Source organism: Pseudomonas massiliensis (genome assembly GCF_000826105.1).
Taxonomy (GTDB): Bacteria; Pseudomonadota; Gammaproteobacteria; order Pseudomonadales; family Pseudomonadaceae; genus Aquipseudomonas; species Aquipseudomonas massiliensis.
Genome location: NZ_CCYK01000006.1, coordinates 125,273 through 138,961 on the forward strand (window position 1 = coordinate 125,273; position 13,689 = coordinate 138,961).

Sequence of the window (13,689 nt, forward strand, 5' to 3'; positions counted from 1 at the left end):
TGCAGGGGAAAACGGCGCAGTATACCCGCTGGCCCTGCCCTACCCCATGGCCTCGCGCAAGAAAGCCGGTGCGATATAACGCTGGTAGTGCGCCTCGGACAGCAGGAAGAATTCCCGATCGATGGCATCGCGCAGCGCGGGCAGATCCCAGTCGCGAAATTCCGGCATGAGCGCGATACCGTAGGCGTCCAGGTTAGAAATAACCCGCGCGCCTCGGGCGATGAGCTGGTAGGCCCAGCAGTATTCGGACTGCTGCGGCTGGAAGCGGATCTGTCGCTGCTCGAGTTGCCCACGCAGGCGCGCGGGCTCGTAGACCTCCAGCTTGGCCACCATCACCTGCACCAGCAACTGCTCCAGGCGCAGCCACACCGCCCGCTTCTGCGCCTCGTCATAGCTGTTCCAGTGGATCACTTCGTGGTGGAAACGCTTGCAGCCACGGCATACCAGGTCCCCGTACACGGTGGAACAGAGGCCTACACAGGGGGTTTTGATCGGGGATTTGGCCATGGTCAAAGCAGCATCGACGAAGCGGTAGGCCGGCCATCTTAGCCCTTCGTCGTAGCGCTTTCACCCCTTCGCTACGAACGGGCAACTTACCTTCGGGAAATTTTTGCCGTAGAATCATCCAGCCTGCTTGAAGGCACCAATGTCCATCTAGAAGCTGTTTTCAAAGCGTCACGAGCACAGTCGATCCGTCAGAATGGCGTTGGCGCGGCCTCCCCTCACCGTGCCACCCCTCATCAGCCCAGCCATTCTGCGGCGTAAAACTTTGAAAGCAGCTTCTGCCTGGCACTCATCGCTACACCGGTCAGCCGGCTCCCAAAGTCGCATGGCCCGGGTGTACGGGAGCGCCGCTGGATAAGCGTCCCTACGCGGGACCACTGATGAGGGTAATAACTGTGCTTGAAGCCTATCGCAAACACTCCGAAGAGCGTGCCGCCCAGGGTATCGTGCCCCAGCCGCTGAACGCCGAACAAACCGCAGGCCTGGTCGAGCTGCTGAAGAACCCGCCCGCTGGCGAAGAAGCCTTGCTCGTCGACCTGATCACCAACCGCGTACCGCCAGGGGTGGACGAAGCCGCCTACGTCAAGGCCGGTTTCCTGTCCGCGCTGGCCAAGGGTGAAGCGACCTCCCCGCTGATCGACAAGAAGCGCGCCACCGAGCTGCTGGGCACCATGCAGGGCGGCTACAACATCCATACCCTGGTCGAGCTGCTGGATGACGCCGAGCTGGGCAGCGTGGCCGCCGAACAGCTCAAGCATACCCTGCTGATGTTCGACGCCTTCCACGACGTGGCCGAGAAAGCCAAGGCTGGCAATGCCCACGCCAAGGCCGTCCTGGAATCCTGGGCCGCCGGCGAGTGGTTCACCAAGAAGCCGGCCATTGCCGAGAAGTACACCCTGACCGTGTTCAAGGTGCCTGGCGAAACCAACACCGACGACCTTTCCCCGGCGCCGGACGCCTGGTCCCGCCCCGACATCCCGCTGCACGCCCTGGCCATGCTGAAAATGGCCCGCGAAGGCATCGTGCCCGAGCAGCCCGGTTCGATCGGCCCGCTCAAGCAGATCGAGGAAGTCAAGGCCAAGGGCTTCCCCGTAGCCTACGTCGGCGACGTGGTCGGTACCGGTTCTTCCCGCAAGTCGGCGACCAACTCGGTACTCTGGTTCTTCGGCGACGACATCCCCTACGTGCCCAACAAGCGCGCCGGTGGCTTCTGCTTCGGTACCAAGATCGCCCCGATCTTCTACAACACCATGGAAGACGCCGGTGCCCTGCCGATCGAGTTCGACGTATCGAACCTGAACATGGGCGACGTGATCGACGTGTACCCGCACGCTGGCAAGGTGTGCAAGCATGGCACCGATGAAGTGCTGGCTACCTTCGGACTCAAGACCCCCGTGCTGCTGGACGAAGTCCGCGCCGGCGGCCGTATCCCGCTGATCGTGGGTCGTGGCCTGACCGACAAGGCGCGCGCCGAGCTGGGCCTGGGCGGCACCGACCTGTTCAAGCTGCCGGAAGCCCCGGTCGATACCGGCAAGGGCTACACCCTGGCGCAGAAGATGGTGGGCAAGGCCTGCGGCGTGACCGGTGTTCGCCCTGGCACCTACTGCGAACCGAAGATGACCACCGTGGGCTCCCAGGACACCACCGGCCCGATGACCCGGGACGAACTCAAGGACCTGGCCTGCCTGGGCTTCTCCGCCGACCTGGTGATGCAGTCCTTCTGCCACACCGCGGCCTACCCCAAGCCCATCGACGTCACCACCCACCACACCCTGCCGGATTTCATCCGCACCCGTGGCGGCGTATCCCTGCGTCCTGGCGACGGCATCATCCACAGCTGGCTGAACCGCATGCTGCTGCCGGACACCGTCGGCACCGGTGGTGACTCTCACACCCGCTTCCCGATCGGTATTTCCTTCCCGGCCGGTTCCGGCCTGGTGGCCTTCGCCGCTGCCACCGGCGTGATGCCGCTGGACATGCCCGAGTCGGTGCTGGTGCGCTTCAAGGGCAAGATGCAGCCTGGCATCACCCTGCGCGACCTGGTACACGCGATTCCGTACCACGCCATCCAGAAAGGCCTGCTGACCGTCGAGAAAAAAGGCAAGAAGAACATCTTCTCCGGCCGCATCCTGGAGATCGAAGGCCTCAACGACCTGACCGTCGAACAGGCCTTCGAGCTGTCGGACGCCTCGGCCGAGCGCTCCGCTGCCGGTTGCACCATCAAACTGCCGGAAGCGGCCATCGCCGAGTACCTGAAATCCAACATCACCCTGCTGCGCTGGATGATCAGCGAAGGCTACGGCGATGCCCGCACGCTGGAGCGCCGCGCCCAGGCGATGGAAGCCTGGCTGGCCGATCCGCAGCTGATGGAAGCCGACGCCGACGCCGAGTACGCCGAGGTCATCGAGATCGACCTGGCCGAGGTCAAGGAGCCCGTGCTCTGCGCCCCGAACGACCCGGACGACGCCCGCCTGCTCTCTACCGTGGCCGGCGAGAAGATCGACGAAGTGTTCATCGGCTCCTGCATGACCAACATCGGGCACTTCCGCGCCGCCGGCAAGCTGCTGGACAAGGTCAAGGGTGCCATCCCGACGCGCCTCTGGCTGTCTCCGCCCACCAAGATGGACGCCCACCAGCTCACCGAGGAAGGCTACTACGGCATCTACGGCAAGGCGGGCGCGCGCATGGAAATGCCAGGCTGCTCGCTGTGCATGGGTAACCAGGCACGGGTAGCCGCCAACTCCACGGTGGTATCTACCTCCACCCGTAACTTCCCCAACCGCCTCGGCGACGGTGCCAATGTGTACCTGGCCTCGGCGGAACTGGCCGCTGTCGCCTCGATCCTGGGCAAGCTGCCAACCGTGGAAGAGTACATGCAGTACGCTCAGAACATCGACAGCATGGCTGCCGACGTGTATCGCTACCTGAGCTTCGACCAGATCGCCGATTTCCGTGAAGCCGCGGAAAAGGCCAAGATCCCGGTCGTGCAGGCGTGATCCAAGCCGCACACTGCAAGCCGTAATGAAATACCCGCCCTAGTGGCGGGTTTTTCATGAGCGCTCTTCCCGCAGATGACCCTGGGGACGCGATGTTCTATCCTTCAGCGCCCGGCGCAGTGGATGCGTCGAGCGCCATCTTGCAGAAGGAACAGCCCACCCATGAGCGACAACCGAAGGCCCATCCAGGCGCGCTCCACGCGCTGGGCAGCGACCATCACCGCGCGCCTGGTCGAGCGCGACATCACCCCCAACCAGATTTCAACAGCCAGCGTCGGCTTCGCTGGCCTGGGCGCCCTTGCGCTGCTGGCAGATACCGGGTTCTGGTCTTCCCTGGTGTGTATCCTGGCCATCCAGCTCAGGTTACTGTGCAACCTCTTCGACGGCATGGTGGCCATCGAAGGTGGCAGGCAGTCCGCCTTGGGCAGCCTATACAACGAATTCCCCGACCGTCTCGCCGACAGCCTGCTGATCGTTTCGCTGGGTTATGCCTGCGGCTTACCGGCCCTTGGATGGTTCGCCGCCCTGGCCGCGGCGCTGACGGCGTACGTCCGGGTGTTCGGCGGTTCCATCGGCTTGCCCCAGCGCTTCAGCGGGCCCATGGCCAAGCAACATCGCATGGCGGTAATGACCGGCAGCCTGGCGCTCAATGCCTTGGAGTCGCTGTTGTTCGGCACCCATCACTGCCTGGCTGTCGGGCTATGGATCATCGGGATCGGCTCAGCGATCACCTGTGTTACCCGCAGCCTGCGGCTGGCTCGGGACATCCAGGCCTCGCACCCTACCGAACCTGCCCAGACGTTGTACTCCCAACCCGAGGGTGGCGCGCATGTGGATCAGTAGCGCTCTTATCTCGGTACTGCGCCTGCTGATCGGGGTGACCGCTCGCTGGGAGAACGAGCCGGACCTCAGCCGCCAGCGTATCTACTTCGCCAACCACACAAGCCACATGGATACCTTGGCGATCATGGCCGCCCTACCGGCGCAGGCACGACTCAATGTCAAACCCGTCGCGGCCAGGGATTACTGGGGCAAGAACCGGTTTCTGGCTTATATCGCCCAGCGAGGCCTCAATGCGGTGCTGATCGATCGCACGCCCCAGGCCGGCCAAAACGTGCTGGCACCCATCATGGGTGTGGTCGAGGCAGGCCATTCGATCATCATCTTCCCCGAGGGCACGCGCGGCTGCCAGGCGCTTCCCGGCCCGTTCAAGTCCGGGTTGTTCCGTTTGGCCGAGGCGTTTCCTGGTGTCGATCTCGTGCCGGTTTACCTGGAGAACCTTCATCGGTCCATGCCCAAGGGCAAGCATGTCCCCCTGCCCATCCTGTGCACCATTCGCATCGGGCAGCCCATCGAGCGCATCGACGGCGAAGACAAGACCGCCTTCCTGGAACGAGCGCGCAACGCGATAGTGAGGCTGGCGCAATGACTGTTGAACAAAAGAGCCTCTGGTTTTTCGCCGGCATTGTCACACTGCTGGCGGTGGCCTCGCTCATCGGCTATGTGCTGTCGCGCAAGGCCAGGAGCGAAAGCGCCACGGCGACCGTGGACAACCTCAACCAGCGAGTGAATGCCTGGTGGGGCATGGTGATCATCCTGGTGTTGTCCTGGCTGATGGGGCCGATGGCCACCGTTGTGTTGTACGGCTTCATTTCCCTGTTCGCGCTCAGGGAGTTCATCACCCTCGCCCCTACTATCCGCGGCGACCACAACGCTCTTTTCGCAGCGTTCTTCATCCTCATTCCGCTGCAGTACAGCCTGATCGGCATGCAATGGTATTCCATGTTCACCCTGCTGATACCGGTGTACGCCTTCCTGCTCCTGCCGGCCATCGCCGTATTGAGCCAGGACACCAGTGCCTTCCTGGAGCGAACCGCGAAAATCCAGTGGGGTGTGATGATCTGCGTCTACTGCATCAGCCACGCGCCAGCCCTGATGCTGCTCGAGCTGAAGGGGTTCAGCGGACAGAACTCGCTCTTGCTGTTCTACCTGGTCTTCGTGGTGCAGCTCAGCGATGTCCTGCAATACGTATTCGGCAAGTTGCTCGGCAAACGCAAGGTCGCGCCGCTGGTCAGCCCCTCGAAAACCGTGGAAGGCCTTGTCGGCGGCGGACTATCAGCGACACTCATCGGCGGCTGCATGTACTGGATGACGCCCTTCACCTTCTGGGAGTCTCTGGGCATGTCGTTCGTGATCGTCTGCATGGGCTTCATGGGCGGCCTGGTAATGTCGGCTATCAAGCGCAGCCTCAGCGCCAAGGATTGGGGCACCATGATCAAAGGCCACGGCGGCATGCTCGACCGTATGGATTCAATCTGTTTCTCCGCGCCAGTGTTCTTCCATTTCACTCGCTATTTCTTCTCGGCCTAGCCAACGCTGGCTGAGCGAGGCGCGCAGCCCGGCGGCAAGGCAGGCCCGTGCAATGCTGCGACCCGCTCGCAAACCCCCACACATCAGGATCGTGCGCTGCTTGCCCGACCCCGAATGAAGCGATGAGCTTAAGTTGACCGAATAAAAAAACCCGCCTCAGCGGGTTTTTTTATCAACGGGCGTTGGGACGTTTACCTGCCCGGGTGGTCGCCGGCTGTGCCGGCTCCACCAAGGTTTGCACGCCAGGTCGCGCCTCAGGCCTGCTTGCTGCCACTGAGCGCCAGGTCCGCCAGTTCCCGGTTGGCCACGGCGTACATGGCATAGTCCGTCGTGGTAGCGGCGCGCAGGTCGTCGAGGATGGCGCGCCACCGTTCAACGCTGCCGCGATGCTGCTCGAGCCACAAGGCCACCCGGGCGTCGACCTCTTCCGGCGCGTCGGGCATCTGCAACACGGAAATGGTAATGGCCCGTTGCTGCAGGTCCAGGTCATCGCGGAAGGCCTCCCGCGCGAGGGCTTGCCAGTTGCTTTCCACCGGCAGGCTGCTGATCTGCTGAAGGTACCAGTTCAGGTCAAGGGCGCTGCCGCTGGCGAAGAACGCCTTGGCCACGCTGGCGGCCGGTTGCCCGGTCACGTCCGATGCCTCGATGATGGGCAGCAGGTTGTACAGGTAGGTGGTACCCGCCACCATGCGCGCCAGCAATTCCGGCACGCCGGCTTCGACGTAGGTCTGGTAACGCGCTTCCCACAAGCGCTGGGTCGGCCCCTGCAGCAGCTCGTTCAGCTTCAGCCCCAGGGCGGTGATATGTGGCCCGAAGTGTGCCACATCGCGGCCCGCGTCCTGGTCATTGCGACGGTTACGCAGGAACCAGCGGGTGGCGCGCCGCCCCAGGCGCATCAGCTCTTCCATCAGGCTGAGCTGAATGTCCGCAGACACCTGGTAATCCAGGGCCTCGATCTGTCGGAACCAGTGCGGCAAATGGAAAATGTCCCGCACCACAACGTAGGCACCCGCCACGTCCGCGGCGCTCATGCCGGTGGACTCCTTCAGCCGCTGCACGAAGGTGATGCCCATGTGATTGACCAGGTCGTTGGCGATCTGGGTGCTGACGATTTCCCGCTTGAGGCGATGGCGGCGCATGGCCGGGCCGTACTTGGCCACCAGGCTTGGCGGGAAGGCGGTTTCCATGTCCCGGGTGAGGTAGTCGTCGTCCGGCACGCTGGACTTGAGCAGGGTCTCCTTCAGGTCGATCTTGCTGTATGAAATCAGCACGCACAGCTCAGCACGGGTCAGCCCCTGGCGAGCGGAGGCGCGCTCGGCCAGACGTTCTTCGCTGGGCAGGAACTCGATCGCCCGGTCCAGCTTGCCGCGACCTTCCAGGTCGGTCATCAGCCGCTTGTATTCGGCCAGGCGATCGTTGGCGCGGCGGGCAGCGATGGAAAGCGCCTGGGTCTGCTTGTAGTTGTTGCCCAGCACCAGCTGGGCCACTTCGTCGGTCATGCTGCCCAGAAGCTCGTTGCGCTGCTTCTCGGTCAGATCACCGGCGGCCACGGCCTCGTTGATGAGGATCTTGATGTTGACCTCGTGGTCCGAGCAGTCGACGCCACCGGCATTGTCGATGAAGTCGGTGTTGGTGGCGCCGCCATGCAGCCCGAATTCCACCCGACCGAGCTGGGTCATGCCCAGGTTGCCGCCCTCGCCCACGACCTTGCAGCGAAGCTCGTTGCCGTTCACGCGCAAGGCGTCGTTGGCCTTGTCGCCCACATCGGCGTGGCTTTCTTCGCTGGATTTGACGTAGGTGCCGATACCACCGTTCCAGAGCAGGTCCACCGGAGCCTTGAGCAACGCGTTCAGCAGCTCGGTCGGGGTCAGACGGTCGGCCGTGATGTCAAAGCGCGCCTTCATTTCCGGGCTGATAGCGATGCTCTTGGCGCTACGCTGGAAGATGCCGCCACCGGCGGAGATCAGCGAGCTGTCGTAGTCGGTCCAGGCCGAGCGCGGCAGGTTGAACAGGCGCTGCCGCTCGGCGAAGCTCACGGCTGGATCCGGGTTCGGGTCAACGAAGATATGCAGGTGGTTGAACGCGGCCACCAGCTGCAGCGTGTCGGACATCAGCAGGCCGTTACCGAAGACGTCGCCAGCCATGTCACCAATGCCGATGACCGTGATGCTGTCCTTCTGCACATTGATGCCACGTTCGCGGAAGTGCCGCTGCACGCCTACCCAGGCGCCGCGGGCAGTGATGCCCATGCCCTTGTGGTCATAGCCGGCCGAGCCGCCGGAAGCGAACGCATCGCCCAGCCAGAACCCGTAGCTCAGGGCAATGCCATTGGCGATATCGGAGAAGGTCGCGGTGCCTTTGTCGGCCGCCACCACCAGGTAGGGATCGTCCGCGTCGTGGCGTACCACATTCGCTGGCGGCACTACCTCGCCTTCCTTGAGGTTGTCGGTGATGTCGAGCAGGCCGGAAATGAAGATGCGGTAGCAGGCGATGGCCTCGTTCTGCACCTCGTCGCGACTGCCGCCGAGCGGTAGGCGACGCGGGATGAAACCGCCCTTGGCGCCCAGGGGCACGATGACCGAGTTCTTCACCTGCTGGGCCTTCACCAGGCCGAGTACTTCGGTGCGGTAGTCTTCCTCGCGGTCGGACCAGCGCAGGCCACCACGGGCCACATTGCCAAAGCGCAGGTGCACCCCCTCCACCCGTGGCGAATAGACGAAGATCTCGAACTTGGGTACCGGCTTGGGCAGCTCCGGGATCAGCGACGGGTTGAACTTGAAGCTGAAGTAGCGCTTGGGCTGGCCGTTGGCGTCCGGCTGGTAGAAGTTGGTGCGCTGAGTCGCCTTGATCAGGTCCAGGTAGCGACGCAGGATGCGGTCCTCGTTGAGCACCTGGACGTCATCCAGGGCGCTGAGGATGGCTTGTTCCAGGCGCAACTGCTTGTCGTCCAGGTCGTCGCCGCTCAGCTTGCGGGCCAGGTAGAAGCGCGTCTTGAACAGTCGGGTCAGTTCCCGGGCAATCTCGGTGTGGTTGTTCAGCGCGGCGGCGATATAGCCCAGGTCGAAGCCCAGGCGGATCTGCTTGAGATAACGGGCATAGGCGCGCAACAGCGCTACGTCACGCCACGGCAGGCCGGCGGTCAGCACCAGGCGGTTGAACGCATCGTTCTCGGCCTCGCCGTTGACGATATGCACGAACGCATCCTGCAGGGTGTCGTTGAGTTGCTGCAGGTCCAGGTCCAGCCCTTCGGCATAGGTGAAGGCGAAGTCGTGAATCCAGTACGCCCGCCCGTTGCGATTGCGCAACTGGTAGGGGAATTCCCCAAGCACCCGCAGGCCCAGGTTTTCGAGAATCGGCAGCACATCGGAAAGCGCCAGGGGCACGTCGGCGTGATAGAGCTTGCAATGCAACTGCCGCTCGCCGCCCTGGGCCAATGGCTGGTAGAAGCTCATTACCAGCGGCCTGGCATCGGAAAGCGCCTGCAAGTGCTGCATATCGACCACCGCCGAATGGGCGGCGAAGCGTTCGCGATAGCCAGCGGGGAAGCCCTTGGGGAATTCGGCCAGCAGGTTGGTGCCCTGGGCTTCGCCGAAGTTCTCGATGGTCAGAGCGTGATAGTCGTCCTGCCAGGAACGGCAGGCCTGGACCACTTCGCGTTCCAGTTGCTGAGGATCGATGTCCAGGCGGCTCTTCGGGTCTACCCGCAGAATCAACTGTACCCGTGCCAGCACGGATTCGGAGAAGAAGGTCCAGAACTCGCAGTCGCTGGCCTTGAGACGATCCATCAGTACCTGCTGGATCTTCTGCCGCACTTCGGTGGAGTAGACGTCACGCGGCACGTAGGCCAGGCAGTAGCAGAAGCGCCCGTAGGGGTCCTTGCGCAGGAAGACGCGGATCTTGGCCCGTTCCTGGATCTGCACGATGGACATCACGGTGTTGAACAGTTCGTCCACCGGGGTCTGGAACAGATCGTCACGCGGCAGCACCTCGATGACCTGGCTCAGCTCCTTGCCCAGGTGGGCGCGCAGGTCGAAGCCCGAGCGACGCTCGACTTCCGCCACCTTGCTGCGCACGTAGGGAATCTGCTGCACGCTGGTACCGTAGACGGCGGAGGTGTAGAGGCCCATGAAGCGGCACTCCTTGACGACCTTGCCGCTGGCGTCGATCTGGCGGATGGAAACATAGTCGGGATAGCCGGGGCGATGGACCCGACTGGGCTGAGCGGCCTTGGCGAACGAGAGCAGTACCGGCTCGCGCAGATAATTGACGGCGTAGTCTTCGATCCGCAGGTCGTCGGCGCCCAGCCCGGCACGCAGCAGGCGCGGCAGGCCCAGGAAGGAGGCATCGTCGTAGACCAGGTGCGCGCCCTGCGCATCTTCCTGGACCACGAACTCTTCATAGCCAAGGAAGGTGAAGTGGTTGTCCACCAGCCATTGGAGGAAGGTTTTCACTTCGGCCTTCTCGGCGGGATCGGCCGGCCACGGGCTGGTGTCCACCAGGGCCAGCATGTCGGCGACACGCGACTTCATGGGTTCGAAGTCGGCCACGACGGCGCGCACCTCACCAAGCACCTCCAGCAGCGCACTGGCCAGGCCCGCCAGGCCGGCGGTAGTGGCACAGCGGTTGATCTCCAGGTACATCAGGGATTCCTGGGCCACGCCCTCGCCCTGGCTGTTCTTGGGCAGCACCTCCAGCAATTCGCCCGCCGTACCCCGACGCACGCTCAGCACCGCGGTCTGCAACGTATGGATGCTATAGCCACGACGATTGAGCTCGGTACGCACCGAGTCCACCAGGAACGGCAGGTCCTGGTGCAGCACTTCCACCACCGTATGGGTCGACTGCCAGCCGTGCCGCTCGTAGTCCGGGTTGTACACCCGCACCTGGGGCTCGGCCGGCTCGAAGCGCTGCAGCAGGCGCCAGGCCGACAGGGTGCAGCCGGCCAGGTCGGACAGCCGACGCTGGGTAAGTTCGTCCAGGGAAATGATGCCGAAGAACTGATCGGCGAACAGGGCTACTTGTGGCAGGGCATGTTCGTCAACGTGCTGGGCCAGGACCGCCTGCAGTTGATGCTGGAAGTCGGCTTTGCTGGCCGCGGTGAAAAACGCCATCTGTGGTACTCCGCTCGGGCTTTGTATTTGATTGAAGCGTAGCGTGTATCCCTCACCTGGCTTGTCGACCATGACTCCAGGCGCAAGCCGCGAGGGTGATGAAGCTTCGTTTGCCAGGGCCGGCAAGGGTTCAGCAGGCAGCGCCTGGACAGACACATCAGCTTAGCGACACTCGGCGCTGCGCATCTTGCCTTGGCGCGACATATTCAGTCAGGCTCAGGTTGCACCTGGCGCAACCCTCTAGGGGCCGGATAATCGCTTCAGCCTGGTGCGCTTCGTGGCCAGGGCGCACCTCGCTGGCACATTAGCCTGATCCGGTTCGCCGCAGCGGCAGCTCCGGCGCGGCACTGTCACAGGCCTTTCACCGGGGCTGGCCATACTCCGCTTCGTCTAGCGTGATTCTTGCTAGGCCTTCAGGCGACACTTCCAGGCGGTGATCCACGCGCAGTTCCCGCCGCAGACCGGCACCGGCCACGCCCGGCGAGATTTATCCCATGCGCAAGATCGTCATTGGCATTCTGCTTTACCCCGGTTTCCAGCTGCTCGACATTGCCGGGCCGCGCAACGCCTTCGGCCAGGTTCAGCTGCAGGGTGAACATCCCTACGAGATAGTCACCATCGCCACGACCCGGCTGTCGTTGCGTTCTGCCTGTGGCCTGGCGGTCATCGCCGACCACCATATTTTCGAACCCTGCCCTACGCTCGATACGCTGATCGTGCCCGGCGGCGCCGGGGTATTTGACGTGTACGAAGACCGAACCCTGACAGACTGGCTCGGCGGCCATGTTGCCCGCTGGAGACGATTGGCTGCCATCTGCAACGGGGTCTTTGTCCTCGGCGGCGCAGGGCTGATCGAGCGGCGCCAGGTGACCAGCCATTGGGCCGATGTGCCCAGGCTACGCGCAGCCTATCCCAGGGCACGGCTACGTCCGGACGCCATCTGCTTCAAGGACGGCAGGCTCTACACCAGCGCCGGGGCCAGCGCTTCCATCGACCTGGCCTTGTTGTTGATCGAGGAAGATTTCGGTCGAACGGTGGCCCGCAAGGTGGCCAAATACCTGCTCGTGTATCTGGAGCGCCCAGGCGCCCAGGGGCAGTTCCAGCCACTGGTCAGTCGCCGGCCGGCCGCGGACGGGCAGGTCCAGGCGCTGCGCGACTATGTCCTGGCCCATCTCGACGCGCCGCACAGCCTTGCCAGCCTCGCCAGCCGGGTACACATGAGCCCGCGCAACCTTACCCGACTGTTTAGCAAGCAGTTAGGCACCACGCCGATGGCCTTCGTCAGCGAGGCGCGCATCGACGCCGCGCGCGACCTCCTTGAAAATACCGAGCTGAGCATCGCCGACATTGCCCGGCGCTGTGGCGTCGAAAGCGCCGACAGCCTGCGCCGGCTGTTCAGCAAGCGCCTCGGGGTCAGCCCTCTGGATTATCGCCAGCGCTTCGGCTCTGCGTCCTCTCTCTCACCTGCTTCGCCTGGCAAGACATGCAGCCTCACGCCGCTCCAGGCTTGAGCCCTGTCTGGCTACGGAGCGACATGCGACAATACCGGCCTCATTTTTCCCGGTGACGATAGCCAATGCACATGAATGCGGCCCTGCTGATGGGCAACCCTTGCGACGAAGAAGAAGACGACCTGGCCCTGCTGTGCTGCCAGGGCACTGAAGGCGAAATGCTGTTGCTGTCTCGAGCCCCGGACGAAGACGAAGTGGAACTGGTCTGGGACGAACAGGCCATAGGCGTGCGCGGGCTTAAAGTGACCCTGGGCGCCGAGCGTCTCTGGGTAGAGCTGCCCGCGGATGCCGAAGCGCCTTTCAGCGCCGCGGTGATCCGGGTGAACCTTGCCGATGCCCTGGCTGATCTGGACGAAGCCCAGGCGGCGCTCGAAGTGATCCTGGACGGCACAGGCACCCTGGTCAGGGAGTAAAACCCGATGATTTTCGATGCTCACCTGCATATCATCGATCCGCGCTTTCCACTGGTTCCGAACCAGGGCTACCTGCCGCCGGCCTTCGATGCGCATGCCTACCTGGCCCTGGCCCGGCCCTTGGGTATCCGAGGCGGTGCCGTGGTGTCAGGGTCCTTTCAAGGGTTCGATCAAACCTACCTGGTCGATGCTCTGGCGCAACTTGGAGAGGGCTACGTAGGAGTCACCCAGGTGCCTGCCTCGATCAGCGACGAGGCCCTGGCCGCGCTACACGCCCAAGGCGTTCGCGCGCTGCGCTTCAATCTGCGACGCGGCGGCTCGGCGCCGCTCGATGATCTGGAACAGATGGCCGCGCGGGTTCACGAACGCTTCGGCTGGCATGTGGAACTGTACGTGGACAGCCGCGACCTTGAAGACTTGGCGTCACGGCTGATCAGGTTGCCAGCCCTGAGTATCGATCACCTGGGGCTGAGCGGCGATGGCTTGCCGGCCTTGCTGCGGTTGGTGGAAGCGGGCGCGAAGGTCAAGGCCTGCGGCTTCGGCCGCGTTGATTTTCCGGTCGGTCCCGCGCTGGCCCAGCTATATCGCGCCAACCCCGAGGCGCTGATGTTCGGCACAGACCTGCCCTCCACCCGTGCGCCACGGGCCTTCCAGGCGGCGGACCTTCAGCTCATAGGCGACACCCTTGGCGACGCGGGCGCCAGGGCGGTTCTCTGGGAGAACGCCCGGCGCTTCTATCGGCTAAGCCAGGCTTGATGCGTGGGGCCAGGGTTGGGCCAGGCGC

Annotated in this window: 9 protein-coding genes; 7 read left to right on the forward strand and 2 right to left on the reverse strand. The window is 63.7% G+C overall.

Annotation, left to right across the window (positions count from 1 at the left end):
• Positions 1 to 39: 39 nt before the first annotated feature.
• Positions 40 to 507, reverse strand: coding sequence for a DUF1289 domain-containing protein (locus tag BN1188_RS06640; protein WP_040260659.1), 468 nt, complete (start codon positions 505 to 507; stop codon positions 40 to 42).
• A 392-nt stretch (positions 508 to 899) separates the two neighbouring features.
• Between BN1188_RS06640 and acnB the strand changes: the two genes are divergently transcribed.
• The 4 genes from acnB to BN1188_RS06660 all read left to right on the forward strand — a co-directional run bounded on the left by acnB (position 900) and on the right by BN1188_RS06660 (position 5,870).
• Positions 900 to 3,500 carry a bifunctional aconitate hydratase 2/2-methylisocitrate dehydratase gene (acnB, locus tag BN1188_RS06645; protein WP_040260660.1) on the forward strand — a complete coding sequence of 867 codons (2,601 nt, stop codon included), beginning with the start codon at positions 900 to 902 and terminating at the stop codon, positions 3,498 to 3,500.
• Positions 3,501 to 3,662: 162 nt separating this feature from the next.
• The gene (locus tag BN1188_RS06650) at positions 3,663 to 4,343 is read left to right on the forward strand and encodes a CDP-alcohol phosphatidyltransferase family protein (RefSeq protein ID WP_052469185.1); all 681 of its coding nucleotides are present in this window, start codon (positions 3,663 to 3,665) and stop codon (positions 4,341 to 4,343) included.
• The gene (locus BN1188_RS06655) at positions 4,330 to 4,929 is read left to right on the forward strand and encodes a lysophospholipid acyltransferase family protein (protein ID WP_040260661.1); all 600 of its coding nucleotides are present in this window, start codon (positions 4,330 to 4,332) and stop codon (positions 4,927 to 4,929) included. The genes BN1188_RS06650 and BN1188_RS06655 overlap by 14 nt, the downstream gene beginning before the upstream one ends.
• Positions 4,926 to 5,870, forward strand: a complete 945-nt coding sequence (locus BN1188_RS06660; protein ID WP_040260662.1) for a phosphatidate cytidylyltransferase — start codon at positions 4,926 to 4,928, stop codon at positions 5,868 to 5,870. The genes BN1188_RS06655 and BN1188_RS06660 overlap by 4 nt, the downstream gene beginning before the upstream one ends.
• A gap of 254 nt (positions 5,871 to 6,124) precedes the next feature.
• Here the strand turns inward: BN1188_RS06660 and BN1188_RS06665 are convergent, their stop codons facing one another.
• Complete coding sequence (locus BN1188_RS06665; protein WP_040260663.1) at positions 6,125 to 10,981, reverse strand: NAD-glutamate dehydrogenase; 4,857 nt, start codon at positions 10,979 to 10,981, stop codon at positions 6,125 to 6,127.
• Positions 10,982 to 11,475: 494 nt separating this feature from the next.
• Between BN1188_RS06665 and BN1188_RS06670 the strand changes: the two genes are divergently transcribed.
• The 3 genes from BN1188_RS06670 to BN1188_RS06680 all read left to right on the forward strand — a co-directional run bounded on the left by BN1188_RS06670 (position 11,476) and on the right by BN1188_RS06680 (position 13,661).
• On the forward strand, positions 11,476 to 12,492 hold the full coding sequence (locus tag BN1188_RS06670; RefSeq protein WP_052469186.1) for a GlxA family transcriptional regulator: 1,017 nt from the start codon (positions 11,476 to 11,478) through the stop codon (positions 12,490 to 12,492).
• 65 nt (positions 12,493 to 12,557) lie between these two features.
• Positions 12,558 to 12,905, forward strand: a complete 348-nt coding sequence (locus BN1188_RS06675) for a hypothetical protein (protein ID WP_040260664.1) — start codon at positions 12,558 to 12,560, stop codon at positions 12,903 to 12,905.
• A gap of 6 nt (positions 12,906 to 12,911) precedes the next feature.
• Entirely contained in the window at positions 12,912 to 13,661 is a 750-nt protein-coding gene (locus BN1188_RS06680) for an amidohydrolase family protein (protein ID WP_040260665.1), read from the forward strand.
• Positions 13,662 to 13,689: the final 28 nt, after the last annotated feature.

Coding starts and splice junctions, on each gene's coding strand:
- BN1188_RS06650 (WP_052469185.1), top strand. CDS start 3,663: ATGAGCGACAACCGAAGGCCCATCCAGGCGCGCTCCACGCGCTGGGCA.
- BN1188_RS06665 (WP_040260663.1), bottom strand. CDS start 10,981: ATGGCGTTTTTCACCGCGGCCAGCAAAGCCGACTTCCAGCATCAACTG.
- BN1188_RS06640 (WP_040260659.1), bottom strand. CDS start 507: ATGGCCAAATCCCCGATCAAAACCCCCTGTGTAGGCCTCTGTTCCACC.
- BN1188_RS06670 (WP_052469186.1), top strand. CDS start 11,476: ATGCGCAAGATCGTCATTGGCATTCTGCTTTACCCCGGTTTCCAGCTG.
- BN1188_RS06680 (WP_040260665.1), top strand. CDS start 12,912: ATGATTTTCGATGCTCACCTGCATATCATCGATCCGCGCTTTCCACTG.
- BN1188_RS06675 (WP_040260664.1), top strand. CDS start 12,558: ATGCACATGAATGCGGCCCTGCTGATGGGCAACCCTTGCGACGAAGAA.
- BN1188_RS06660 (WP_040260662.1), top strand. CDS start 4,926: ATGACTGTTGAACAAAAGAGCCTCTGGTTTTTCGCCGGCATTGTCACA.
- BN1188_RS06655 (WP_040260661.1), top strand. CDS start 4,330: ATGTGGATCAGTAGCGCTCTTATCTCGGTACTGCGCCTGCTGATCGGG.